This window comes from Caulobacter sp. GW822-FHT01G02 (assembly GCF_058802865.1).
Genome location: NZ_JBXAON010000007.1, coordinates 112,289 through 137,516, shown reverse-complemented (window position 1 = coordinate 137,516; position 25,228 = coordinate 112,289). Strand labels below are relative to the sequence as shown.

The 25,228-nt window shown below is 67.7% G+C and carries 19 protein-coding genes and 1 pseudogene; 14 read left to right on the top strand and 6 right to left on the bottom strand.

What is annotated here, in order from left to right; genetic code table 11:
* The first annotated feature begins 210 nt into the window (after nucleotides 1-210).
* From AC1RNC_RS20145 to AC1RNC_RS20125, 5 genes and pseudogenes are all read left to right on the top strand, one after another.
* Nucleotides 211-717, top strand: a complete 507-nt coding sequence (locus AC1RNC_RS20145) for an RNA polymerase sigma factor (protein WP_099503481.1) — start codon at nucleotides 211-213, stop codon at nucleotides 715-717.
* On the top strand, nucleotides 714-1,637 hold the full coding sequence (locus AC1RNC_RS20140; RefSeq protein ID WP_492888065.1) for a FecR family protein: 924 nt from the start codon (nucleotides 714-716) through the stop codon (nucleotides 1,635-1,637). The genes AC1RNC_RS20145 and AC1RNC_RS20140 overlap by 4 nt, the downstream gene beginning before the upstream one ends.
* 105 nt (nucleotides 1,638-1,742) lie before the next feature.
* The gene (locus tag AC1RNC_RS20135) at nucleotides 1,743-4,631 is read left to right on the top strand and encodes a TonB-dependent receptor (protein WP_492888064.1); all 2,889 of its coding nucleotides are present in this window, start codon (nucleotides 1,743-1,745) and stop codon (nucleotides 4,629-4,631) included.
* Nucleotides 4,632-4,738: 107 nt separating this feature from the next.
* Complete coding sequence (locus tag AC1RNC_RS20130) at nucleotides 4,739-6,253, top strand: CehA/McbA family metallohydrolase domain-containing protein (protein ID WP_492888063.1); 1,515 nt, start codon at nucleotides 4,739-4,741, stop codon at nucleotides 6,251-6,253.
* Nucleotides 6,254-6,574: 321 nt separating this feature from the next.
* Nucleotides 6,575-7,200: pseudogene (locus AC1RNC_RS20125) on the top strand (site-specific integrase).
* A gap of 272 nt (nucleotides 7,201-7,472) precedes the next feature.
* On the opposite strand, the gene AC1RNC_RS20120 reads toward AC1RNC_RS20125, so the two are convergent.
* Nucleotides 7,473-8,204 (bottom strand): SDR family NAD(P)-dependent oxidoreductase, encoded by a 732-nt coding sequence (locus AC1RNC_RS20120; RefSeq protein ID WP_492888062.1) that lies wholly within the window; start codon nucleotides 8,202-8,204, stop codon nucleotides 7,473-7,475.
* A 67-nt stretch (nucleotides 8,205-8,271) separates the two neighbouring features.
* Between AC1RNC_RS20120 and AC1RNC_RS20115 the strand changes: the two genes are divergently transcribed.
* Entirely contained in the window at nucleotides 8,272-8,652 is a 381-nt protein-coding gene (locus tag AC1RNC_RS20115; protein ID WP_199743437.1) for a winged helix-turn-helix transcriptional regulator, read from the top strand.
* Between the two features lie 50 nt (nucleotides 8,653-8,702).
* Here AC1RNC_RS20115 and AC1RNC_RS20110 read toward each other — a convergent pair whose 3' ends face one another.
* Nucleotides 8,703-9,731, bottom strand: a complete 1,029-nt coding sequence (locus AC1RNC_RS20110; protein ID WP_492888061.1) for a LysR family transcriptional regulator — start codon at nucleotides 9,729-9,731, stop codon at nucleotides 8,703-8,705.
* Here AC1RNC_RS20110 and AC1RNC_RS20105 point away from each other — a divergent pair.
* The 3 genes from AC1RNC_RS20105 to AC1RNC_RS20095 all read left to right on the top strand — a co-directional run bounded on the left by AC1RNC_RS20105 (nucleotide 9,730) and on the right by AC1RNC_RS20095 (nucleotide 11,777).
* Nucleotides 9,730-10,746, top strand: coding sequence for an NADP-dependent oxidoreductase (locus tag AC1RNC_RS20105; RefSeq protein WP_492888060.1), 1,017 nt, complete (start codon nucleotides 9,730-9,732; stop codon nucleotides 10,744-10,746). The two genes, AC1RNC_RS20110 and AC1RNC_RS20105, sit on opposite strands and share 2 nt — an antisense overlap.
* 65 nt (nucleotides 10,747-10,811) lie before the next feature.
* A complete protein-coding gene (locus AC1RNC_RS20100; protein ID WP_492888059.1) occupies nucleotides 10,812-11,114 on the top strand; it encodes a putative quinol monooxygenase in 303 nt (100 codons plus the stop codon).
* A 297-nt stretch (nucleotides 11,115-11,411) separates the two neighbouring features.
* Entirely contained in the window at nucleotides 11,412-11,777 is a 366-nt protein-coding gene (locus AC1RNC_RS20095; RefSeq protein ID WP_199743435.1) for a PRC-barrel domain-containing protein, read from the top strand.
* Nucleotides 11,778-12,077: 300 nt separating this feature from the next.
* On the opposite strand, the gene AC1RNC_RS20090 is transcribed toward AC1RNC_RS20095, so the two are convergent.
* Nucleotides 12,078-13,112, bottom strand: a complete 1,035-nt coding sequence (locus AC1RNC_RS20090) for an NAD-dependent epimerase/dehydratase family protein (protein WP_492888058.1) — start codon at nucleotides 13,110-13,112, stop codon at nucleotides 12,078-12,080.
* Between the two features lie 24 nt (nucleotides 13,113-13,136).
* Nucleotides 13,137-13,712, bottom strand: a complete 576-nt coding sequence (locus AC1RNC_RS20085; protein ID WP_492888057.1) for a TetR/AcrR family transcriptional regulator — start codon at nucleotides 13,710-13,712, stop codon at nucleotides 13,137-13,139.
* Between the two features lie 246 nt (nucleotides 13,713-13,958).
* Here AC1RNC_RS20085 and AC1RNC_RS20080 point away from each other — a divergent pair, with 246 nt between their 5' ends.
* The 4 genes from AC1RNC_RS20080 (at nucleotide 13,959) to AC1RNC_RS20065 (ending at nucleotide 19,657) form a co-directional block, all read left to right on the top strand.
* Nucleotides 13,959-14,513, top strand: coding sequence for an RNA polymerase sigma factor (locus tag AC1RNC_RS20080; RefSeq protein WP_492888056.1), 555 nt, complete (start codon nucleotides 13,959-13,961; stop codon nucleotides 14,511-14,513).
* Complete coding sequence (locus AC1RNC_RS20075) at nucleotides 14,513-15,460, top strand: FecR family protein (RefSeq protein WP_492888055.1); 948 nt, start codon at nucleotides 14,513-14,515, stop codon at nucleotides 15,458-15,460. The genes AC1RNC_RS20080 and AC1RNC_RS20075 overlap by 1 nt, the downstream gene beginning before the upstream one ends.
* A gap of 116 nt (nucleotides 15,461-15,576) precedes the next feature.
* Nucleotides 15,577-18,075, top strand: coding sequence for a TonB-dependent receptor (locus AC1RNC_RS20070; RefSeq protein ID WP_492888054.1), 2,499 nt, complete (start codon nucleotides 15,577-15,579; stop codon nucleotides 18,073-18,075).
* A 64-nt stretch (nucleotides 18,076-18,139) separates the two neighbouring features.
* Nucleotides 18,140-19,657, top strand: coding sequence for an alkaline phosphatase D family protein (locus AC1RNC_RS20065; RefSeq protein WP_492888053.1), 1,518 nt, complete (start codon nucleotides 18,140-18,142; stop codon nucleotides 19,655-19,657).
* Between the two features lie 402 nt (nucleotides 19,658-20,059).
* Here AC1RNC_RS20065 and AC1RNC_RS20060 read toward each other — a convergent pair whose 3' ends face one another.
* Complete coding sequence (locus tag AC1RNC_RS20060) at nucleotides 20,060-21,301, bottom strand: PepSY-associated TM helix domain-containing protein (protein ID WP_492888052.1); 1,242 nt, start codon at nucleotides 21,299-21,301, stop codon at nucleotides 20,060-20,062.
* Nucleotides 21,295-23,415, bottom strand: coding sequence for a TonB-dependent siderophore receptor (locus tag AC1RNC_RS20055; protein WP_492888051.1), 2,121 nt, complete (start codon nucleotides 23,413-23,415; stop codon nucleotides 21,295-21,297). Before AC1RNC_RS20055 ends, AC1RNC_RS20060 begins: the two co-directional genes overlap by 7 nt.
* Before the next feature lie 572 nt (nucleotides 23,416-23,987).
* Here AC1RNC_RS20055 and AC1RNC_RS20050 point away from each other — a divergent pair.
* Nucleotides 23,988-25,034 carry a LacI family DNA-binding transcriptional regulator gene (locus AC1RNC_RS20050; RefSeq protein WP_492888050.1) on the top strand — a complete coding sequence of 349 codons (1,047 nt, stop codon included), beginning with the start codon at nucleotides 23,988-23,990 and terminating at the stop codon, nucleotides 25,032-25,034.
* Nucleotides 25,035-25,228 lie beyond the last annotated feature (194 nt).

The following is a 25,228-nucleotide window of genomic DNA, read 5'->3' as shown; positions in this document are numbered from 1 at the left end:
CAGATTCAACCGTTTAGGAAACTGGATCGATCGGCATTATTCGTGCTGAAAATAAGCCTGTGAAATCGTGGGGTCGACTTTTTCAACACAATCGGCGCTGAGGCGACGTTCGGCGCGAAAAGGCGATAGTGTCACAAAGTCGTGCTAGCGCCTGGCCATGCTTGGTCGGTCCGTCCGCTATTCCGCTCCCTGGGGGAGCCAAGCGCTACGATGAGCGACCTGGTTAGCCTGCGCGCGCAGCGGCGCGACCTTTATCAGTTTATCGTTCGGCGGACGCGTGATCCCGCGACGGCCGAGGATTTGGTGCAGGAAACGTTCGAGCGCCTGCTTGCCTACGAGCAGGCGCGGACCATCGTTGACAGGGCCGCGCTGGGCTATCGCATCGCCTTGAACCTTGTGCGCGACCACTTCCGCCGCGCCAGCCGACGGCCCGCCCAGGCGCTGGACGACGACATTCCCTGCCAAGCCCCTGCGCCGGAGCAGATCCTGATGCATCGCCAGAAGGTCGAGGTGTTCGGCAAGGCGCTGGATGCAATGCCGCCCCTGCGTCGCGACGTTTTCATCCGGCGCCGGTTGCACGGCCACTCGCCGCGTCAGATCGCCCAGGATCTCAGCCTCAGCGAGGCGGCGGTCGAAAAGCACGTGGTGCGGGCGCTGGAGCAGCTGCATCGCGAGATCGCGCGGGCCGAGCGCCGCGCCAGCGGAGGCCGCCGATGAGCCGCATCCGCCAAGAGGCCGCCGTCTGGGCGGCGCGACGTCTGGACGACGGCGACCGTCAGGACGCCGCCTTCGAGACCTGGAAGTCGGCCGATCCGACCCACGGCCAAGCCTTCGACGCGGTTTGGCGCGCCAGTCAGGACCCCGCCCTGGCTGAGGCGATGCGGCTGAGCGAGCAACGGCGGAGCGTCCCGCGCCGCGCTGGGCGTTGGGCCGCGCTGGCGGGCGGTCTGGCGGCCTGCGGCCTGGCCGCCGTCCTCGCCTGGCCGCAGATCCAGCTGATGACCGTCGCGCCGGTGGTGCTGCAGACCGCGCCGGGCCAGCACCGGGTCGCCACCCTGGCCGACGGCACGCGGGTCACCCTGGACGGCGCGACCCGCCTGGAGGTGCGCCTGGGCGCCCGGCGGCGCCAGGTCGAGCTGGTCAGCGGCGAGGCCTTCTTCGACGTCGCCCACGACGCGGGACGGCCGTTCACGGTCAAGGCGCCCGAAGGCTCGGCCCGCGTGCTGGGCACCGCCTTCGACCTCGAGCGCAGCGACGAGCGCTTGGAGCTTTCGGTGCGTCGCGGTCGCGTTCGGCTGGCGCCGGCGGGGCTGATCCACCGCACCGCCGAGCTGACCATGGGCCAGCGGGCCTTCGCCAAGGAGGGCCGGCTGTCGGCGATCCGCGCGTTCGACCTCCATGCCGACGACTGGCGCTCGGGCTGGCTGGAAACGGACGGCATCCCCCTGGCGCGGCTGGTCGAGCGCCTGAACCGCGCCTCGGCCACGCCGATCGTGATCGCCGATCCGGCCTTGGGTCGCCAACGGGTGGCTGGCCGCTTCCGGCTCGACGAGCCCCGGGCCCTGGTGCGCGATCTGGCGCTGATGCACGGCTTCACCGTTCGTCAGACCTCGGACGGCTTGCTGCTCTCGCGCTGACCGCCGTCGCCGAAACTTCACAAAAATCCCTGTCCGGGTTTGCCGGGGGCCAGCGTCTTCCCGGCCGAACCGGCGTCGAACGCCGCGCAAAAAGGGGATGACGACATGACTTCGAAGACCTGGACCTGGCTTGGCTCGGCCTCCGCGGCCGCGTTGCTGGCGGCGAGCCCCGTCGTGGCCGCGCCGCCCGAAAAGCCGACCCTGGCGATCCCGGCTGGCGACCTGGTCTCGGCCCTGCCGAGCTTCTCCCGGGCCACGGGCCTGCAGGTGCTGGCCGATCCGGCCCTGCTGAGCGGCAAGCACACCAATGGCGTGCGCGGCCAGTTCGACGCCGAGCGCGGCCTGGCCGAGCTGCTGCGGGGAACGGGCCTGACGTTCGTGCGCAACGGCGGCGCGGCGATCCTGCGCCCGGCGGCCCAGAAGGTCTCGACCGAGGCCAACCCCGCCGCGGCCGCGCCGCGCGCCGAGTCCGCCCCGGCCCGAGCCGACGAGCCCACCGAGATCGAAGAGCTCGTCGTCACGGGCGGCTTCGCCAACTCGCTCGCCCGCGCGCTGAACGAAAAGCGCAAGGCCGCCAATGTCGTCGACGCCATCTCGGCCGAGGACATCGGCAAGTTCCCGTCCAACAACATCGCCGAGGCCCTGCAGCGCGTGCCGGGCGTGGCCATCACCCGCGACCGGGGCGAGGGCCTGTTCATCCGCGTCCGGGGCCTGGGCCCGAACTTCCAGATCGTCACCCTGAACGGCCGCAGCGCCGCGGTGAACGAGAACATGCGCGACAGCGGCCAGAGCGGCCGCCAGTTCCGCTTCGACACCCTGCCGTCGGAACTGGTGGCCGGCGTCGAGGTCGGCAAGACGCCGCTGGCCTCTCTGGACGAGGGCGCCATCGGCGGCGTGGTCGATATCAAGACCTTTCGCCCGCTGGACCTAGGCCGCACGACCCTGGCGCTGTCGGCCACCGCCAGCCATCCCGAGCTCGCCGGCAAGACCGACCCGCGCGTGTCGGGCCTGGCCAGCTGGACCAACGCGGCCGGCACCTTCGGCGTGCTGGCGGCGGCGGTGTACGATCAGCGCACCCTGCGCCAGGACCGCATCACCGGCGTGGGCTGGAGCTATCCCAGCGCGACCACCACCCTGGGAAAGAGCCTGATCGCCCAGGGCGTGCAGCTGTATGCGACCAATATCCGCCCGACGCTGGAGCGCGAGGACCGCAAGCGCAAGGGCCTCGTCCTCTCGGCCCAGTATCGGCCCAGCGACGCCACGGAAATCACGCTGGACGGCAGCTACACCAAGCTCGACGACCACTATGACGAACTGACCTACTCGGTCGATCCGGATCTCTCGACCCTGGTCGCCGGCTCGGCCGTGATCAAGGACGGCGTCATGACGGGCGGCACGGCGAACACCAACAGCCAGATCGGTCGCGAAGTCAGCGACCTGGCTCACGACAACATGATGATCGCCGGCAAGATCCGTCAGAAGCTCGAGGACTGGACGATCACTGGCGACCTCGCCTACGCCCGGGCCTATTCGGAAACCTCCAAGCCGATCACCCGCACCCGTCTGCAGGGGTCGATGGGCCGGGCCACGTTCAACCTGCCCCAGGCTGGCGACGGGCTGCCGGACGTCAGCCTGCTGACCGCCGACCTGAACAACCCGTCCATGCTGCCGTTCCGCCGCATCGAATGGCGGGTGAGCAACGCCACGGACGACGAGACCGCCCTGCAGTTCGACGCCGAACGGCCGGTGAACCTGGGTCCGGTCAGCCGCCTTCAGTTCGGCGTCAAATTTCGCGAGCGCTCGCGATCCTATAATCGCGCCGACATCAACTACACGACCAACCTGACCGGCAAGGTCTTCGGCGCGGACTCTTTCGACCCGTTCCCGGTCACCGACTTCCTGGGCGGCGCCTCCGCCGGCCTGCCTACGCGCTGGGCCATGCCGGACCCGGCCGCGTTCTGGGCCCTGCGCGACCCGAACCAGAAGGGCACGGCCCGCGCGGACCAGCGCAATTCGTATCGCGTGTCCGAGAAGATCGGGGCCGGCTACGCCCTGGGCGACATCGACACCAACCTGTTCGGCGCGCCCCTGCGCGGTGAGGTCGGCGTGCGTGTGGCGCAGACCAAGCAGGTCTCGTCGGGTCACGCCGACAACGGCGCGGCGGCGCTGCCCGTCCGCTTCGAGAAGACCTATACCGACGTCCTGCCGACGGCCAACTTCGCGCTGGAGCTGACCGAGACCCTGCAGGCCCGCGTCGCCGCCGCCAAGGTGATCACCCGGCCGTCCCTGGCCGACCTGGCGCCGCGCCTGACCCTGAACTCCGGGACCCTGCTGACGGCCGTAGGCGGCAATCCGCTGCTGAAGCCCTTCGAGGCCTGGCAGTATGACGCGACCCTGGAATGGTACTTCGCGCCGGGCAGCGCGCTGATCGGCGGGGCCTTCTACAAGGACATCACCACCTTCGTTTACAGCCAGAACACCAACATCGTCGTCGACGGCCAGACCTACGTGCTGACCTCGCCGACCAACGGCGGCAAGGCGACGATCAAGGGCGTCGAGCTGGCCTACCAGCACCTGTTCAAGCGTTTGCCGGCCCCGTTCGACGGCCTGGGCTTCCTGGCCAACTACACCTACACCGACACCGAAGCGACCTACTCGCCGACCCTCAAGGACGAGATGGTCAATGTCGCCAAGAACAGCTTCAACGTGACGGCCTTCTACGAGAAGGACCGCTTCGCCGCCCGCGCCAGCTACAGCTGGGTCGACGACGTCCTGCAGGACGTCGGCGGGGCGGGGCTCTCGGCGCTGAACGACAAGGCGTTCGGCTCGCTGGATGGCAGCGTCAGCTACAAGATCACTCCGCAGATCACCGCGACGATCGAAGGGCAGAACCTGACGAAAGCCTCCCAGCGGCAGTTCATCAAGGGCGGCTGGTTCGGCGGCTACACCAACTACGGCCGCACGGTCAGCTTCGGCCTGCGGGCCAAGTTCTAGGCCTGACGGCGGGGTTCGAGGCCGGCTCGCGCCCCCGCGGCGCGGGCCGGCTTGCTTTCCCAAGATCGCCTGCGGGAAGCGTCACAGGGTTTGGCTAGGATATTCGGATGCGCACCTTTCCGTCTCGAGCCCGTCTCGTTTGCTCGGCTGCCGCCCTGACGCTCTGCCTGGCGCAGGCCGCCGGAAGCCCGGCGTCGGCGCATCCTGGCCACTCAGTCGAGCCGGTCGCGCCGAACCGCCCCGGCACGCGCCCGGCCAAGGCTTCCGAGCGCCGCTGGCTGGCCGGCGACCATCACGTCCACAGCTGGTTCAGCGTCTCGGTGAAGCCCAGCGCCGATCCGTCCCAGCCGCCGATCCTGGTCAAGGCGGGCGACGCCAGCAACCCGATCGCCACCAACGCCCGGATGGCCGCCCAGTATGGCCTCTCGTGGATGGTGGCCACCGATCACGGCGGTCCCAACCACTCCAAACTGAATCGCGACGAGGCCTATCCCGAGCTGGCGCGCTCCCGCCGCGAGACGCCGAGCGTGCTGCAGTTCTGGGGCATGGAGCTGGATACGCCGGCGGCCGAGCACTCCAGCCTGATCCTGCCGCGCACGGCGGGCGAACGGGACGCCCTGTTCGGGATCGAGAGCCGCTACAACCGGCGCGAACCTTGGCCGGCGGACCCGGCCCGCGACGAGGAGAGCTTCATGCTGGACGCGCTGCGCCACATGAAGGCGCTGGCGAAGCCGCCGGTGGTGATCGCCAACCACCCGTCGCGGTCGGCGACCGGCATGGACCGCTACGGCCTGGTCTCGCCGTCCGAGCTGCGCGACTGGAACGACACCGCCCCCGACGTCGCCGTCGGCATGGAGGGCGCGCCCGGACACCAGGCCTCGGGCCTGAGCCCCGACGGCTCGCTGAAGGGCAAGGGCGATCGCGGCGGCTATTCGCGAGCGCCGACCCTCGGCGGTTTCGACCAGATGACCGCCAAGCTCGGCGGCTTCTGGGACGCGATGCTGGGCGAGGGGCGCCGCTGGTGGGTCACCTCGACCTCGGACTCCCATCGCCACTACACCGATGGTGGCGCGGACTTCTGGCCGGGCGAGTATTCCAAGACCTATGTAAAGGCCGCCCACACCTATGACGACGTGCTGGACGGTCTGCGCAACGGCCGCATCTTCGTAACCCTGGGCGACCTGGTCTCCGAGGTCGATGTGACCGCCAGCGCCGCCGGCGCTAGGGCCGAGATCGGCGGGCGACTGGAGGTTCCTGCGGGAGCGGACGTCACGGTGGTCATCCGGGTGCGCGACCCAGCGGGCAAGAACTTCGGCGGCTTTTCGCCCAGCGTCGCCCGAATCGACCTGATCCAGGGCGACATCACCAGACCGGCCGCCGACCGCACGCTCGACGCCAATCCCTCGACCCGCGTCGCGCGCGCCTTCACCCCGACCTCCTGGGCGCGCGAGGGCGAGGTGCTGTCGATGGTCTACGCGCTCAAGGACGTGCGCCGCTCCACCTATATCCGGGTCCGGGGCACGAACGGCGCGGAGAGCGAGCCGCTGCCGGACTTGCCAGGCGAAGATCCGTGGTCGGACCTGTGGTTCTACGCCAACCCGATCTTCATTGCCGTGAAGTAGGCGACAAGGGCGGGCCCCCTCAAGAGGGGGCTCGGCGTCAACGAGCTTGCCCCGGAGCCTTATCCCGCGAGATTTTTCCCTTACGCACCTGTCGCGAGGGGGCGCAAAAAGGGGCGGCGCCGAAGTTAGTTGCTCTAGCACCGAATGTCCGCTTCCCGGGCATGAAGCAAAGTACGCTCAGGGTCGTGAGCCGCCGAAGGCGCCAACGATGCCATGTCTGGAGCCTGGCGCCCCCCAATGTCGGCTATGCGCAGCCGGAGCCCCGGACACTCGAACGTGGTAGGATGAAACGAGGGGAGTAGCCATTCGCGGGAGGCGGACATGGCTCAATTTGATCTCTTCCTTCCGCCCAAACTTCCTTGGAACACGGGCCGGGTGATCGGCCCCAAGCCGCCGTTCAAGCCCAGGCACATTTGGGGGATCCGACAGCAGCTCAAAGCGAACGGTCGAGTCCGCGACCTCGCCATGTTCAATTGCGCCATAGACGCCAAGCTCAGGGGCTGTGACTTGGTGAAGCTACGTGTCAGTGACGTGGCGCCGGGCGGCGCGCTACGTGCACGCGCCACGATCATCCAGCGGAAAACCGGACAGCCCGTCCCGTTCGAGATCACCGAGCCCACAAGAGACGCTTTGGCGGTTTGGCTGAAGTTGCGTGGAAGACGCAACGACGACTGGCTGTTTCCCAGCCGCAGTCGACCAGGCGACCACGTCAGCACGCGGCAGTACGCCCGCTTGGTCGACAAGTGGGTGTCGATGATTGAACTCGAGCCCGTGCGTACGGCACGCACAGCCTACGCCGAACGAAGGTGGCGCTGATCTACAAGAAGACGGGCAACTTGCGCGCATGCCAACTACTACTCGGACACAGGAAGCTGGAGAGCACGGTCCGATACCTTGGCATCGAGGTCGACGACGCTCTGGAGATGTCCGAGCAGATCGACCTCTAGCGCAACAGCGGGCCAGCTTTAACGCGGCCGGAATGCATGACGCGCCAGCTCTGAATGTCGCGTTCTTGGAGCCATGCCAACGTCAGCAACTGGCGCCGCCCAGCCGCTGAGTTGGACGCGTCGACTGACCAGGGAAGGGGCTTCTCGCCCACTCGGATGATGGGCGAGAAGTAAGGAACTCCAGTCTGGAGATCTGGACCTCAAGAGGCCACTGAGCTCACGACCGCGTAGCGCAGGCTCCGGCGTCGAAATCGACCAACGGCGCTGCCGACCTAGACCTGGGTCATGCCGCCGTCGACACAGAGTTCGGCGCCGTTGACGAAGCTGGCGTCGTCGCTGAGCAAGAAGGCGGTCGCCGCAGCGACCTCGTCCGGGCGCGCCATGCGACCCAGCGGGATTTGGCCGACGAGCGCCGCACGCATCTCCTCGCTCGTCGCCGCCATCATCGCCGTGTCGGTGGGGCCGGGGCTCACCACGTTCACCCGGATGCGGCGCGGCCCGAGCTCCGCCGCCCAGGTGCGGGCGAAGGAGCGGATCGCCGCCTTGGTGGCCGCGTAGACGCCGTAGTTGGGCACCCCGATCGCGTCGGCGATCGACCCGACCAGCACCACGGCCGCGCCGTCCGGCATGGTCGCCAGGCTGGCTTGCAGCGCCAGCATCGCGCCCCGGACATTCACGGTGAAATGACGATCGAAGTGCTCGACGCTCGCGTCGGCCAGCGAGGCTGGTTCGGCCAAGCCGGCATTGAGCACAAGGGCGTCGATGCGCCCGTCCTGAGCCCTCACGGTCTCTACCACCTTGGCGAGGTCGCCAGCCTCGCTGGCGTCCGCGACCAAGCCGACAGCATTGTGTCCCACCTGCTCGGCCGCCTTCTCGACCTCGGCCGCGTTTCGGCCGGTGAGGTAAACCCGCGCGCCATCGGCGGCCAGCCGCCCGGCGACCGCCAGGCCGATGCCCTTGGCGCCGCCGACAACCAGGGCGATATCGTTATCCAGTCGAGCCATCATGTTGCTCCTCATGCAATGACGACGGTTTAGATATACGGAATATATCTGCTATCAAGAACGCACCATGAGTAGCCTAGATATCCCCGACGATACCGATCTGGACCAACTGTCCGAGCGCGCGCGCCAGGACATGGCGCAGGTGCGGCCGGTGCTGGAGAAGATCGCCGACAAGTGGACGATCATGATCCTGACCGTCCTCTGCCCTCGGCCGTCACGCTTCAACGAGATCAAGCGGCGGCTGGACGGCATCACCCATAAGGCGCTGGCCGACGCGCTCAAGCGGCTCGAGCGCCATGGCCTGGTGACCCGCACAGTGCTGCCGACCGCTCCGATTGGGGTGGAGTACGCGATCACACCCTTGGGCCATTCGCTTCGAGAGCCTTTCGAGGCCCTGTGCGCCTGGGCCCTGGCCCATGCCGACGAGATGCGCCGCACCGAGCGGTGATCGCCTAGCCACCAATAGGCGCGCCGCGACCGAGGAGCTTGGAGAAGGCGTCATGGCAAGCTGGAAGTCGCCGCCGCCATCCGGTCATCGAAGGTGGCGCTCAACATGGAAATGAAGGCCCGGACGGCCGGGTTGCTGCGCCGGCTTTCCGGCCAAAGGGCTGTGACGTTGTGGCGTTCCACCGCGAAAGCTGAAAGGACCGGCGTCAGCTGTCCACGATCCACATACGGGGCGGCCACGAAGGAGGCGCCGAGGCCGATCCCGCCGCCCGCCACCAGCGTCGCCATCAAGGCCTCGCTGGCGTCGATCACGATGTCGGATCTGGGCAGGATCTCGATTTCACGATCGGCGATCTTGAACGGCCAGCGAAACATCTGGCCGCTGCTCTGATAGCGTAGATTGACCGTATCGTGGGCCTCGAGGTCGTTTGGATGCGATGGCGTTCCACGCGCGGCCAGGTAGTCCGGAGAGGCGAAGCAGCAAAGCCGATAGGGCGCGAGCTTGCGCGACAACAGGCGGCTGTCCGGAACTTCACCGATGCGGATGGCGACATCGATCCCGTCGTCGATCAGGTCCGTCGTCCTGTCCTCGAGACGAAGATCGATCGAGAGATCCGGAAAGCGCCGCCGGAACGCGGGCAACGCAGGCGCGATCACGTGCAGGCCGATCGGGAGGGACGCGGCCACCCGAAGCGTGCCACGCGGCTCCGAGCGCGCCGTCAGCGCCATCTGCTCGATCTCCTCGGCCTGGCGGATCAGGTTCAAGGCGCGCTCGTGCAGGTCGCGACCCTCTGGCGTGAACGCCAGTGAACGCGTGGTGCGCGTGAACAAGGAGACGCCCAGCCGCTGCTCGAGCCGCTGGATGCTTTTGCTCACGGCCGAGGGGGAGATCGACAGCGACCGTGCGGCCGCCGTGTAGCTTCCCAGCGCGCCGACCCGCGCGAAGGCGATCAATCCCGTGAGGCGGTCGAGGCCAATTTGTTCCATGGTGGCACTATTGAAGTGATTTTTGGCCTGATTATCAACCTTATCGCCACCCGCTAAATCAGCCGTCAAGCGCCGTGCGAGGAGATTGATCATGGGCGAGACGATGAAAACGGTCCGACTGCACGCCTTTGGCGGACCTGAAGTGCTGACTTACGAAGACGCCCCCAAGCCTGACGTTAGGCCGGGCGAGGTCTTGGTCCGTGTCCGGGCCGTCGGCCTCAATCCGCCGGACTGGTATCTGCGCGACGGCTATCGCGCCCTGCCGCCCGAGTGGCGACCGGACGGGGACTTCCCGCTCATCCTGGGAACCGACGTCTCTGGCGTTGTCGAGGCGACGGCCGCTGACGTCACCGACTTCCAGGCCGGGGACGAGGTCTTCGGCATGGTGCGCTTCCCGGACGGCGTGATGACCGGCGGCGGCGCCTACGCCCAATATGTCAGCGCGCCGGCCTCGCATCTGGCGCGCAAGCCGGCCAAGCTGGATCACATCCAAGCCGCCGGCGCGCCGATGTCCCTGCTGACGGCGTGGCAGTTCCTGATCGAACTTGGCCACGACGCGCCCAATCCCTTCCAGACCTTCCCGCATGAGCCGGCCGAGCTTGAAGGCCGGACGGTGCTGATCAACGGCGCCGGCGGGGGCGTCGGCCATCTGGCGACGCAGCTGGCCAAGGCGCGAGGCGCGCGGGTGATCGCCGTGGCTTCGGCCAAGAACGCGACGATGCTCGGCGCGTTCGGCGTCGAGCAGTTCATCGATTACGGAAAAACCGCCGTCGAAGCGGTCGTCCAGGATGTCGACCTGGTGCTCGATGCGGTGGGCGGTGCTCGGATGGAACGGTTTCTGGACGTGATCAGGCCTGGCGGCGCCCTGTTCCTGGTCAACCCGCTGGGCTTCGAGGGCCGCGACGCCGCGGCGCAGCGCGGGATCAAGGTCTCGTCGACCCAGGTCCGCTCGAACGGCGCGCAGCTGGCGCAGGCCGCCGCATTGCTCGACCAAGGGACCGTCCGCGTGGTGATCGACAGCGTCTTTCCGTTGTCGGAAGCCTCGCGCGCGCACCAGCGCGTCGCCGAGGGCGCCATCCAGGGCAAGATCGTCCTGACCGTCGCCTGACGCCGACGCGCCTGCTCGTCGCGGCGGGATCCGTTTCCTTGTTCTAGCTTCTGGAGTCGCTCGCCATGATCATCGTCACGGGCTACGTGCAGGTTCCGCCCTCGGAACTGGAGCCCTTCACCCGCGATCTCGCCGATCTCGCCGAAGCCACCCGCCAGCGAGACGGCGTTGTGTCCTACGACGCCGCCGTGGTCGACGCGTCTCGCGGGCGGCTGCTCGTGATGGAGCGCTGGCGAGATCAGCAGGCCCTAAGCGCCCACCTGGCGGCCGCCGACACCGTCGCCTTTGTGGCGCGATGGGGGCCGCGGCTCTCGGCGGATGTCAGAAAGTACGACGCGACGCGCGAGCGCGCCTTGGCGGACGCCTGAATCTTACAAGCGACCGCACTGTGTTTGTATTCGCGGGAACCCGGCTCCCTATCGAGCCGATGCGGGAAAGACCGGAATGGCGCCAAAGCTCCGCGAGTCATGCGCCGGGAGCGGATGGATTTGAGGGAATTTCTCGCGGATGGCTCTGACGAGAGCGATAGGCGCCGGCGCCGAAGCTTCGGTCGCTTACCACGCACGCCGGATCAATGCTCCGCACACGGCGTTAATTGACGACATCCGACAGGACCTTGCCGTCACAGCGGGTCCTGTCTGTCGCCTTGTGAGAAGGAGCCGATCATGAAATTCGCTATCTTGGGTTTTTCCCTCGCCGCTGTCGCCACTGGTGCGCTCGCTCAAACCACCATCGCCCAGCTTGAAAGCCAGCCGGCCAAGGGCGCCTTCACGGTTGGCCAGATCGAAGATGCCGATGTCATCGACGCCGCTAACCGCAAAGCCGGCGAGGTCGAGCACGTGCTTCTCGATGCGGCCGGCAAACCCACGGCCATCGTGATCGAGATCGACCGCATGGGTCCGGACAAGAAGGTTGTCGTGGCCCTGGCCGATGTGACCGTGGCGCCCGAGCCGGGCGATCCGGACGACCACATCGTTCGCGCCAAGCTGACGAAGGCTCAGCTGGCTGCGCTGCCTGACTGGAAGGGTTAGGACAGGCGACCTTTGGGGCGCGTCCCATGAACCGGCCCCACCTTATCGGGTGGGGCTTTTCATTTGCGCGCCAGCCGAGTTGGAAGGGGCTTGGGCGCCGTCTGCGCGCGCTGAGTGTCTGGTTTCCGGAGATGCGCCAAAGTCAGTCCATGGCGCTTGCTTACCTCCACCATACGCCAATCACCCCTTGGCGACTGCGTCGCATTTTTGACAGCCCTAACCTGTTTCCGGGACACTTCTGGCCTGTACCGACAACCGGCTGGCGGCTGGACGCCGCGGGGACGTGCCACACTTGGAGGACTATCTCTGCGGGGCCGAGGCGACCAGTTCGGCGAGACCCTCGGCGAGGGAGACGACGGGCGCATAGCCCAGTTCGCGACGAGCCTTGCCGATGTCGAGCGTCACCTCGACGGCCGAGGCGGAGAAGCCCTGCAGGGTAAGGGGAACGGGCTTGGCGCCGCGCGTGGCCGCGCCGATCAGGTCGCCCACGGCCGCGACCACCCGCACCACGGCGCGGGGCGCGGTCTTGTCCGGCGGGGCCTGGCCCTGGGTCTCCAGCAGCGCCGACACGAACGCGCGGAAGGTCACCGGCTCACCGTCGGACAGGAAGTAGATTTCGCCGCCGCGTCCGGCCCGCAGCGCCAAGTCGACGCCGTGGCAGAGGTTGTCGATGTGGGTTGTCGACGTCAGATAGCCGCCGCCGTCGATCCAGGCCAGCTGTCCCGACCGCGCGGCCTCCACCAAGGCCGGCAGGGCCGTGGTGTCGTCGCGCCCCCAGACGAAGCGTGGGCGCACTACCAGGACGTCGAACCCCACATCGTTCATGGACAGGGCGATCGTCTCGGCGGCGATCTTGCTGCGCGAATAGGAGCCCGCCGGGCGCGCCGGATAGGGCCGGGTCTCGTCGATGTTCCTCAGCGGACGGCCGTCGCCCAGCACCGATTCCGTGCTCAGGTGCACGACGCGGCGGACGCCCGCCGCCCGTGCGGCGCGAAGGACGTTCCGCGTCCCCTCGGCGTTGGTCCGCATCTGCGCGGGGCCGCCATGGCCGTGATCAGTGTCGGCCGCCGCGTGGATCAGGGCGTCGCAGCCGGCCATGGCCTCGCCGATCGCCGGGTCCAGGATGTCGCCGACGACCGCCACGGCGCCCATGGCCCGCAGGCGCTCGGCGTCCTGGGGATTGCGCGACAGGGCCACCACTTGGACGTCGTCGCGCAGGAAGCGGCGGGCCAGGTTGCGTCCCACATAGCCGGCGGCGCCGGTCAGGAAGAGGCGGCGCGGGCAGGCGTGCGCGATCGTCGCCGCGCCGGGGGCGGCGGAGGGGGTGTTGGTCATCTTGAAATCCGGTTGGGGGAGGGATCAGCCGCCGGCGGGCGCGCCGTCTTGCGGTTGGGCCTGTGACAGCCATTCGATCTCTCGAACGATCCTGTCGCGCTCGGCCGGCGGGAAGTGGTGGAAATCCAGATGCTCGAGGAACTTCAGGCCCTCGAGGGCCAGATAAGCCAGCTGCGCGCCGCGCGGCGAGGCCGAGGTCGCCAGCACCCGGGCGACAACGCTGGCCTGGCTGGCCTGCATCTTACGCCGCAGGTCAGCGTCCAATACCAGGGCGGCGCTGAGGTTGAGCGCGACGGCTCGGAAGTCCTCGGGCGGGGCGTGGGCACCGCCCCGGATGCGGCCGCGGATGGCGCGGCTGTCCTGGCCTTCCAATTCTGCTTCCAGCGCCGCGTGGCGGGCGGCGTCGGCCTGGAACGCGCGATCCACCACGGCCTCGATCAGGGCCTGCTTGGTCTTGAAGTCGTAGATCACCGTGGCCTTGCCGACCCCGGCCTCCTTAGCCACCGCGTCCAGCGTGAGGTTCGTGGCGCCATCGCGCGCGACGACGCGTTCGGCGGCGTCGAGGATAGCTTGCTGGTCAAAGACGCGTCGACGTCCCATGGCTGCTCCGATTCATAACCGACCGGACGGTTATAAATAATGCGAGACCTCGCGTAAAGCCTGTGGACCAGAGCGGGAACCGCCTCGTCACGATCTAGGCGCGCTGATGGGGGCTTGGTTCAGCGGCAGCTCCTCAATTTCGACTGTCTGGAGGCGGGGGAAGTTTCGCTAGCGCCGCGTTGTAGTCGCCGGGGTCTCCAACGGAAGTTTCACACGATTGTCGTCAGGCGCTGGCATGGCCGGCTCATGTCCATCCCAGCCTCCGATCAAGGCCTGGCGCGCGAGTCGGCCGGCCCGCCAGGCGCCGAGCGCTTTGAGGCTCTGACCCGACGCCTTCGCATCCCGCTGCTTCGCTACTTCACCCGCCGCACCGGTTCGCGGCCTGACAGCGAGGAATTGGTGCAGGACCTGTTCCTGCGACTGCTGCGCCGCCCTGGCCTGATGGCCCTGGAAAGCATCGACGGTTATGTATTCGAGGCTGCGGCGAACCTCCTTCGCGACAAGGTAAAGCGGGAACGGGCGCGGCCGCTGCTGAGCGCGGTCGACTTGGATCGTATCGACCTGGCTGACGACCTCCCGGACGCGGAGGACGTCATCGGCGGGCGACAGAACCTGGAACGCATCCAGGTCGCCCTCAAGTCGCTGTCGCCTCGGGCGCGCACGATCGTCATCCTTCGTCGCTTCGAGGACATGAGCCACGCCCAGATCGCCGCCCGACTGAACATCTCGGTCAGCGCCGTTGAGAAGCATCTCGTGCGGTCGATGGCTGTTCTGCGCAACGCCTTGCGGGAGCAGGGCTGATGGGGCGTCGCATCGTTCACGAAGATCAGGCCGCCCAATGGTTCGCCAAGGCCGACCGGGGGCCGCTGGCGGCGGATGACCGCAAGGCTTTCCTTGAATGGCTCGAAGCGCCCGGCAACGCCGAGGCCTACCAGGAAACCGCCGACGCCTGGTCGTCCCTGGCGGCGGCCAAGGGGGCCGATGGCCTGATAGCGATGCGCGCGGCCGCTTTGCGCGATGCGGCCGGGATCGGCCGTCGGCGCATGATCTTCAGCCTCGTCGGCGCCGCGACGGCGGCCGGCGGGGGCGGCGTCGCGGTGATGATGGCCAGCACGGCCGGCGCGACGATCCGCACCGGCGCGGGTGAGCGTCTTACCGCCCCGTTGCCGGACGGATCGAGCGTAACCCTAGCCCCGCTGTCGAGGGTGCGTGTGCAGTACGACGCTCAGCGTCGTCGTGTGCGGCTCGTCGAGGGACAGGCCTACTTCGACATGCGCTCGGCCCCCGACCGGCCGTTCCAGGTCGTTGTCGGCGATGAGCGCGCCCAGGGCAGCGGCGGGTGCTTCCAGGTGACCAGGCAGGGCGATACGGCGCAGATTCTTATCGAGGATGGAGCGCTCGACGTCGTCGCGGCTGGGCAGGCCGCGGCGCGAAGGCTGACGACCGGCCATATGCTGTCGGGTCAGGCCGGGCCAAAGTCCGTAGCGGCGGCGGATCTCGACGCGCTGACGGCTTGGCGCGATGGTCGGCTGGTGTTCAACGACACGCCGTTGCCGCAAGTCGTCGCGGCGTTCAATCGCTATTCCAGCGACCAGTTGTCCCTGGTTCCAGGCGCGCGGCTGAACGACATCCGAATCTCCGGATCGTTCCGCTACGACGGCGCGCGCGAGTTCGCCAACGCCCTGCGGGCGGGCTTTGGCGTGCGCGTCCAGCAGGTCGACCGGACGACCTGGGAGATCGCCGAATGACGGCGGCTGGCGTTCCGGCATTCGATGAAATTTTCACGACAAGGTGAGGCTTTCAGCGGGGCCGCAGTTCCTGGGGATGATCGGTCGACGGGGGCCGGATTGCCTAGGAAAGCACGATGACGAACCGAGTTTCCCACGCCGCCGGTCTTCGGCGCGGCCTGATGGCCTGCTGCGCCCTGTTGGTCCTGGGCGCGGCCGCGCCGGCCCTGGCCCAGGAGCCCGCCGCGCCGCCGGTGGCCTTCACCCTGCCCACCCAACCCCTGGACCTGGCCCTGCCGGCCTTCGCCAAGCAGGCCGACGTGCAGGTGCTCTATGCGTCGAACCTCGTGAAGGGCAAGCGGGCCAACGCCGTGATCGGCACGCGCCCGCCCGCCGAGGCGCTGCGTGACCTCCTGGCAGGTTCGGGCCTGAAGGCGACGGCCACCGGACCGCGCACCTTCCTGATCTCGGCGCAGGAAAATCCGGTCGTCGCCGAGCTGGAAGAAGTGATCGTCACGGCCCAGAAGCGCTCGGCGCGGATCGAGAACGTCCCGATCGCGGTAACCGTCGTCGAAGGCGGCGACGCCCAGCGGCGCGGGATCACCAATGTCGTCGATCTGGTCGATCAGGTCGCCGGCGTGTCGGTGAACTACGCCTTCGGCGGCACCAACTACGGTCTGATCAGCATCCGCGGCATCGGCGGCGCCGACGACTACAAGCCCAACGGCAACCCCTCGGTCGCCCTGCACGTCGACGGCGTCTACCAGACCTCGAACGCCTATCTGGGCATGCCGTTGTTCGACCTCGATCGCATCGAAGTGCTCAAGGGCCCGCAAGGCACGCTTTATGGCCGCAACACCACGGCCGGCGTCATCAACGCGATCACCCGGGGTCCTGGTCAGGCTCTCGAAGGCTCGGGCCGCGTCGAACATGGCAGCTATGACTACACCGAGATGGAAGCCTCGGTCGGCGGCCCGGTCAGCGACACCGTCGGCGTCCGCCTGGCCGTGCTGGCCCAAAACGGTGGTGGCTTCATGACCGGGGCGGGCGCGGGCCTGCTGGCTGGCTATCGCCCATCGGTCAAGGGCGTCGTCCAGACCCAGGTGCCGCCACTGGTCGATCCGGGCCGCCGCAAAGGCTTTGGCGACAAGGACCTGGTCGCCGGCCGCGCGACGTTTGACTTCAAGATGGCCCCGGAGAGCGATTTGGTCGTGAAGCTGTTCGGCAGCCGCGACCGGGGCGACACCCGTCAGTACGATCGGATTTCGCGGGCCCAGGACGCCACGATCGCCAACGCCGGCGAGAACAACGATCCTTACGAGTTCTACTCGACGGGTTATCCGACCCAGAGGATCGACATCTACGGCGGCTCGGCGAGCTTCAGTCACAAGGTTCGCGAGAACCTGAACTTCACCGCCATCGGCGGCTGGCAGGGCAGCAAGCGTTCGGTGCAGGGCAACGGCGATGGTTCGCCCTATCCGGCCTCGTATTTCGACGCCAACGAGAAGCTCAGCCAGTCGTCGCTGGAACTGCGCCTGGCCGACGACACGGGCGGCAAGCTGGACTGGATCGCCGGCGCCTTCTACGTGACCGACGACGTCAAGTTCAACACCAACTGGATCAGCTACTCGGCGCTGACCAACTACGACAACCTGCACCGCCAGGAACGTAACAGCTTCGCCCTGTTCGGTCAGGCCGACTACCACCTGCTCGAGCGCCTGCAGCTGTCGGCGGGTCTGCGCTACACGCGCGACAACGCCCACTATGTCGGCCGTAACGTCGACCACAATCCGTGGGGCATCAGCACCTTCACGACCACCTTCGCCACCACCAACCCGTTCGCATGGGACGAGAAGTTCGACGACGACAACGTCTCGGGCCGCCTGACCGTGAAGTACGACGTCACGTCGGCCCTGAACGTGTTCGTGTCGGCGGGCACAGGCTATCGCGGCGGCGGCTTCGACGGCACTTCGATCTTCACGGTGGCCGAGACCAAGCCCTTCGCCTCGGAGACCGTGCGCGCCTACGAGGCGGGCCTGCGCTGGACCACGCCGCGCCTGCGTCTGTCGCTGGACGCGTTCGACTATCGCTTCAGCGAACTGCAGGCCACGACGCGGCTGGCCAACGACACCAACGGCCGCGCCAATGTCGGCAAGGCCAGCAGCAAGGGTATCGAGGTGGCGCTCAGCGCCCAGTTGCTGCGCACCGAGCGCCAGCAACTGACCTTCGACGTCAACGCGGCCTGGCTCGACACCGAGGTCCTGTCGTTCTCGTCCAACCGGGTGGCCGAGGTGCTGCAGACCGTCGGCGATCCGCTGCCGGGCGCGCCGGACTTTTCGGCCACCGCCAGCCTGAACCATAGCATCACGCTGAAGGAAGGCTGGTCGCTGCGCAGCCGCGTTGGCGTCACCCGCCACGGCGAGGAATCCAACCGCCTGAACGCCACGCCGGGCAACACGGCCAAGGCCTACACCCTGGTCAACGCCCGAGTGGACCTGTCCACCCCGTCGAACTGGACGCTCTATGCCTATGGTCGCAACATCACCGACGAGGTCTATTTCCCCGAGCTGAACGGCGCGGCTCGACTGGTTGGGGCGCCCGCCACCTACGGGATCGGCGCGCGGTTCGACTTTTGATCGCGGGGCGATCCGGTCCTTGGGCCGGATCGCCTCACTTCGTTCTCCTGATGGGATCCCAGCGATGTCCCTGCTGACCCGCCGCGCGGTGATGGCGGCCTCGACCGGCCTTTTCCTGGCCCGCGCGACGGCGACGCAGGGACTGGAGATCCGCCGGGCCGCGCCCGCCGAGCCCTTTGCGATGGGCGTGGCCAGCGGTGATCCGTCGACCGACGGCTTCGTACTGTGGACCCGCCTCAGCGCCGGCGGCGCGTCGCTCGACGCACCGGCCGTTCCCGTCGCCTATGAGGTCGCCGAGGACGAGGCCTTCCGCCGTATCGTGCGGCGTGGCCGCCGCGCGGCGACGCCGACCTTGGGCCATTCGGTTCACGTCGAGCTCTCGGGTTTGCGCCCCGGCCGACCTTACTGGTACCGGTTTCACGCCTTGGGCGCGGTCAGCCCGGTCGGCCACACCGCCACCGCGCCGGAGCACGCCGAAAGCGCGCGGATCGCCGTCAGCTCGTGCCAGCATTTTGAACTGGGCTGGTTCAGCGCCTATCGCGACATGGTCGCCGCCCAACCCGACCTGATCGTGCAGTTGGGCGACTACATCTACGAGAACAGCTACGCCCAGTTTCCGAAGGTTCGCCGCTTCGACACGCACGAGCCCACGGACCTGGACGGTTATCGCCGCCGCCACGCGATCTACAAGTCCGATCCTGACTTGCGCGAAGCCCATCGCCTGGCGCCTTGGGTCGTGACCTGGGACGACCATGAGGTCGAGAACGACTACGCCGACCTGGCCAACCTGAAGGGGCTGGATCCTCAGATCTTCGCCCGTCGGCGGGCGGCCGCCTACCAAGCCTATTTCGAGCACCTGCCGGTGCGACCCAGTCTGTGGGCGCGGCCGGGCCAGCCGCGGCTCTATCGGCGCCTGGCCTGGGGCGATCTGGTGAGCCTGCCGGTATTGGATGGGCGCCAGTATCGCTCGTCCCAGGCCTGCAATCCGCCAGGCCAGAGCGGCAACCGACCGCGCCGCGACTGCCCCGCTCTGAGCGCGCCCGACCGCACCATGCTGGGCGCGGCCCAGGAGCTCTGGCTGGACCGGACGCTGAAGGCCGAGCGCGGGCGCTGGACCCTGCTGGCTCAGCAGACGGTGGTCGCGCCGATCGAAACGCCGGACGGCGTGATGTCGGATCAGTGGGACGGCTACGCCGCCGCGCGCGACCGCCTTATGCGCAGCATGACCCGTCCATCGGTGCGCAACGCCGTGGTCCTAAGCGGCGACATCCATGCCTATATGGTCAACGACCTGCGGATCGGCCGAGCCGACGCGGCGCCCGTGGCCACCGAGCTCGTGACGACATGCCTGGCCGCCAGCCACGCGCCGCCGGCGCGTTATGGCGATGTCCGGGCCCGCAATGACCACGTCCGCTTCGCCGACATCGAACGCTCTGGCTACACCTTGATCGAGGCGACGCCCCGGAAACTGGACATTGATCTGAGGGCCGTCTCCGATCAGGCCGACCCCAAAGGTGTCGCCCAAAGCCTGGCGCGGTGCGTGATCGAGGATCAACGCCCAGGCGCGCAATTCACCGTATGACCTCCGCTTCGCCCGCGGCTTCTTCATAACCCAAGCGGCGAGGCGCGGAACTCAGGTGGCGGAGGCCCCGCGCTGAGACGGCTGCGCCATCGACAAGGCGGTTGAAGTCTGGAGTACGGACGGACCCGACGCTTCACGCTCATCAGACACTCCTCTCCAGTTCCGAAAAGCTAGCATGGGTGTCCACTCAAACGAGGGAGGATCACCGTTGTTGATTAAGGATAGCTTCGATCGGGGCGGTGGCTGACGGCCGCCACACGCGCATCGTATAAATGTGCTGGGCTTTGCCAGTGCGGCCACCAAACAGTTCCCTGACGAGCCGCTCGCCTCGAAGGGAAAACGCCCTGAAGCGCTTGGTGGAACGAAAGGCCGGACGGGTTGCTGAGCGTCAAGGGGGGCGCCTTAGTCGCCACCCGCGGCGAGGAACAACGCCGGCAGCAGGGCCAGAGCGACGCCGATCCCGGCCAGGGCGGGCCAGCGCCAGGCGCCCATGCCGCGCCATGCCGACGCCCAAATGGCCGACGCCCGCTGTTCGCGCGACAGCCGCAAGGCGTAGATCGCCACACCCGACACCGCCAGCGCGGTGAGAGCCAGGCCGAAGGCGAACCAGATCAACTTGGTCCACACCCCGCCAAACGTGCCGAAATGCAGCGGGTCGGCCATTTCCGAAATGCGCTGGTGGACGGTCAATTCGCGCCCGTCGGTCAGCAGCACCACGGCGCCGGTGGCCGGGTTGGTCCAGGCCACATTCGCCCGCTCCCGCACCAAAACGGCCTTGTACTGGCCCGCGAACTGGAAGGCGCCCACCTTGCCGGCCGGAAAGGCGATGCGCTGGATGCGCAGGCCGGGATAGGCGGTCTGGGCCGCGCTGAGACTGGTCTCCAGCCGGTCGGCCAGCTTCCGGGTGTCCAGCTTGACGGCGGCGACCTTGGCGCGCGGCGAGGGCGGGGCCTTGGCCACGGTGCTCTCGGCCAGGTACCAAAGGCCCGTCGCGCCGATCAGGGCCATGAACCACAGGCTCCACAATCCCACCAGGCGGTGCAGATCGCCCATGGCCGTGCGGGCGTCACGCCAGCGCACCGGCTTGAAGAAGCCCCGCCACCACTTCTTGTAGACCACGAAGGACGTGCCGACGCTGATCAGCAGCAGGATCGACAAGGCCGAGACGATCGGCACCCCGATCGGGGTGGGCAGGTTCAGGTGGCGGTGCATGTTGCGCAGGACGCGATGGGCCCCGACCCACGGGCCCTCGCCCCGCACCGCCCCCGTCGAGGGGTGCAGATAGACGAAGGCGCGGACGCCGTCCGGCTTCTGGATCGTCGCGGTCAGGGCGAAGCCCCGGTCAATGGGCTCGTCCAGCAAAAGGATCCTGGCGTCGGGGTGCAGTGCCGCGACGTTGCGAGCCGCCGCCGACCAGGCGATGGGACCGTGGACCGTCGCTGGATCGACGCGCAGGGCGGGCCGCAACGCCCAATCGATCTCGTGACTGAACACCGCGATCGTCCCCGTCAAAAAGACGAAGGCCAGCAGGATCGACAGCTTCAGCCCCACCCACTGGTGGACGCTCCACCACAGACGCGAGGCCTTGGGCTTGGCGGCGCGCCGAGGCGTCGCCGCCGTCTGGGCGCGCTCGACGCTCACCATTCCCGCGACACTTCCAGGAACACCGACCGCGGCTTGCCGGGGAAGTGGCCGGTGCGGTCGATGAAGCCGGAGGCGGCGTAGGTTTCGTCGAACAGGTTGTCGACCCGTAGCAGCGTCGACCACGGCCCGAGCTTGTAGATCACCGAGGCGTCGAACACCGTATAGGGACGCACCTTCTGACCGCTGATCGAGGTGCGGACGTCGACATAGTCACCGCCCAGGGCCAGGGCCAGGCCCAGCTTGGGGAACTGATAGCGGGTCCAGAAGCCGGCCTTGTGCTTGGGCGCGTTGGCGAAGCGGTCTCCGACGCTGTTGGTGATCACCGTCGCGCCGTTGGTCTTGGTGATGCGGGTGTCGTTGTAGGCGTAGGAGCCGGTCAGCACCCAGTTGTTGGTCAGGTCGGCGGCCAGGTCGAACTCGACGCCCTTGCTGGTCACCTCGCCGAACGCGACCAGATCGTCGACGCCATCCCCGTCGACGTCGCCGCGCGGATCGTTCTGCAGCATATTGCCGCGGACAATCCTATAGACGGCCATGGTCGACTGCAGACGGCCGCCCAGCAGCTCGGTCTTGACGCCGCCTTCCAGGATCTCGCCCTCGGTCGGGGCGAAGGGGCCGCCCGCCCGCGGGTCCTGACTGGACACGCTCTGCGGCTCGTAGCTCTGGGCCCACTGGCCGTAGACCGAAACGTCGGGACGGGCGCGCCAGACCAGGCCGGCGCGCCAGGTTGCCTTCTCGTCCTCGAAGGTGCTGGCGTCGGACCGGTCCTCATAGCGGTCGAAACGCACGCCGGCGGTGGCGATGAATTGACCGATCGTGGCTTCTTCCAGCAGATAGGCGCCGGACCGTTCCTGGATGGCCGAAGTGCGCACGCGGGCTTTGAGCTTGTAGGTCTTGGGATCGGTGACGCCGTAGACTGGATGGGTCAGACTCAACGGCGCGGGCAAGCCCGCCACCGCGGTGAAGCCGCCCAGCAGCGAGGGCCGATTGTTGTTGATCAGTTCGCTGCGATAGGCGTCGACGCCGACCAGCACGCGATTGCGCACCACGCCGAAGTCGCGCGACCAGACGGCGTTGGCGCCGAAGCTCAATTGCTCCAGATCGCGCTCCTGATCGCGGAACTCGCGGCGTGACAGGTCCGGCACGCCGTCACGGTCGCTGTCGGTCAGGCCGCGCGGCTCGTGATACTGCTGGCGCTCCACGCTTTTCGAGTAGCGCAGCCCCGCGTCGACGGTCAGGTTTTCACTGACCGGCCATGCCACGCGCGCCTGCAGCACATTGGCCGTCAGGTCGAGGAAGTCGCTCTTCTCGTTGTGGTTCCAGCGCCGGTCGGCGAGAAAATGGCCCAGATTGTCGGTCGGCACGCCGCGCAGGCGGTTGCCCTGCAGGTTCTGCTCGTAGCGGGTGGCCTGTAGCGTCAGGGCCGCCGGGCCGAGATCGGTCTTGATCCCGCCGTCCAGGATCAGCACCTCGCTGCCTGAGTTGCGGCGCGGGGTGTTGCGGTCCTCGTAGAAGACACCCAGCCGGGTGGCCGGCGCCTTGTCGCCTGGCAGGAGGCCTTCGACCTCGACCGAACCACCCCTGCGCGCCTCGGCGCCGACCACCGCCGTGGCCCGCGCCGAGAACTCGTCCTTGGGCGTCTTGGTGATGTAGTTGAACAGGCCGCCCGGCGCGCCGGGGCCATAAAGCATGCCGGCCGGCCCCTTCAGGAACTCCAGTCGCTGGACATTGAATAGCTGCGGCACCGAAAAGGCGACATAGGGGTCGCCGCGCAGGCCGTCGAAGAAGATCTCCTCCTGACGGAAGCCCCGAGCGGTGACTCCGGCGTAGGAGAACAGGCTGACGCCGGCGATGTTGCGATAGAGGTCCTGGGCGTCGCGTGCGCCCTGGTCGCGGATGAGCTCCTCGTTCAGGACCTGGATGTTGAGGCTGGACTCCAGCGGCGGGGTCTCCAGCTTGCCGCTGGTGGTCTCCTGCGCGCGATAGAGCTGACGGGCGCGGGCGGTGATGATGATCGTCAGGTCGGGCTCGTCCTCGGCTGACGCCGTCGGCGCGTCGTCCGCCCAGGCAAGACCAGACCCGCCGAGGCCCGCGATGCTGATCAGCGTCGCCATGCAAACCGCCGACGCCCTACCCCTACCCATACCCACAGCCCGACTCCGTAGCGATCCATCTGGGCGGTCGCTCTACAGAGAATGAGAACCAATATCAATTTAAATGAGAATGATTCTCGGGTTGATGGCGATGACCGTTCCTCGAACATGAGGTCGCCCTGGTGGCTCGGCCGCGCCGAGCCTGGGACATTGTCTGCAACGGCGTATTCCCCTCTTTTCAGGGCGGGTGGCCGCTGAGCCGTGGCGTGTATCGGGTGGCAGGCGCCCTGGTCGGTGCGCTCAGCCAGGCGCCGATCGAGACCGGCGGCGGCTCTTCAATGCCGTACGGTCCCTCAGCGCGCTCAAATACCGGCGGTCCGCGCCCACCCAAACCTTAGCGCTGGCGGGCCGGCTTCCGAGCAACCTGATGCAGACTGTCTGGGCCGCGCGGACGCTTTGGGCGAATGGCCCAATCTCCTCAGGCCATAGCCTGGTGTCGTGGACTTGGCGGCGCTCCGTCGTGGATCAACAAGTCGCGACAATCCTGCGCTTGAAATCCTCGCTTCGCGTTATCGATTTCGATAGGTGTCCGTATGCAGCGCGATCCGCCAACCGGGAAAATCACGATCGTCGATATCGCCCGAGCCGCTGGCGTGTCCATCAAGACGGTCTCGCGGGTGATCAACCAGGAAGAGGGCGTGGGGGACGAGACCCGGGCGCGGGTTCTGGAAATCGTCGCGACGATGGGTTATCGCCCGAACGTCTCGGCCCGCTCGCTGTCCAGCCGCCGCAGCTATCTCATCGGCGTGATCTTCATGCGCGTCGGAGCCTATCACTATGTGGGCGAGGTGCAGGTGGGCGCCATGCGCGCCTGTCGGCGGGCGGGCTACCATCTGGTGGTCGAGCAGGTGCTGCCGCCCGAGGCTGTAGGTGGCGTCCAGGGGTTCGCCGAAGGTTTGCGCGACGCCCGGTTCGACGGCGTGGTGCTGACCCCGCCGACCTGCGATGATCCCGAGGTTCTGGCGGCGGTCGAGACGGCGGGTCTGCCCTATGTGCGCATCGCGCCGCACCGCGAGTTCGAGCGCTCGCCGTACGTCTTCATGGACGATCGCAAGGCGGCGCGGGAGCAGACCCTGCGGCTATGGAACATGGGCCATCGACGGATCGCTTTTATCGATGGTCCCGCCGATCACGGCTCGGCGACGCGTCGCCGGCAAGGCTATATCGAGGCTCTGCGGGACCGAGGCGTCGAGCCACGGCCTGAGTGGATCGCCAAGGGCGAGTTTCTCAGTCTGTCCGGCTTCGACGCGACGGAGCGCCTGCTAGCCTTGCCCGAGCGTCCGACGGCGATCTTCGCGGCCAATGACGAGATGGCGGTGGGCGCGTTGGCCGCCGCCGCCAAACACGGACTGTCGGTGCCGCGCGATCTCTCCGTGGTCGGTTTCGACGACACGCCGACGGCCGAAGCGGCTTGGCCGCGCCTGACCACGGTTCATCAGCCGACCGCCGAAATGGCCGAGGCCGCCGTCGAGATGCTGATCGACGGATTCGGGGATGAGAGGCTTCGCGCCCGAGTCGCGGCGCGCCAATTGGACTATAGCCTCGTCCAGAGGGACTCGGCCGCCCCGCCGCCGGCCTAGGCCGGATCGGCCCAGGAGCGCGCCCGACGCGATCGATTTTCGGCGTTGGCGTTAGGCCGGCGAACAAAGCTTCGCCATGGGCCTTTGTCGGAGGCGAATTCCGTTCGCTGGCCGAAATTTCCGACAGCGGTGTCAATAACGACATCCATAGACAACGTTGTCGTAATTGTGCTGTCTAGTTTAAGACAACGTTG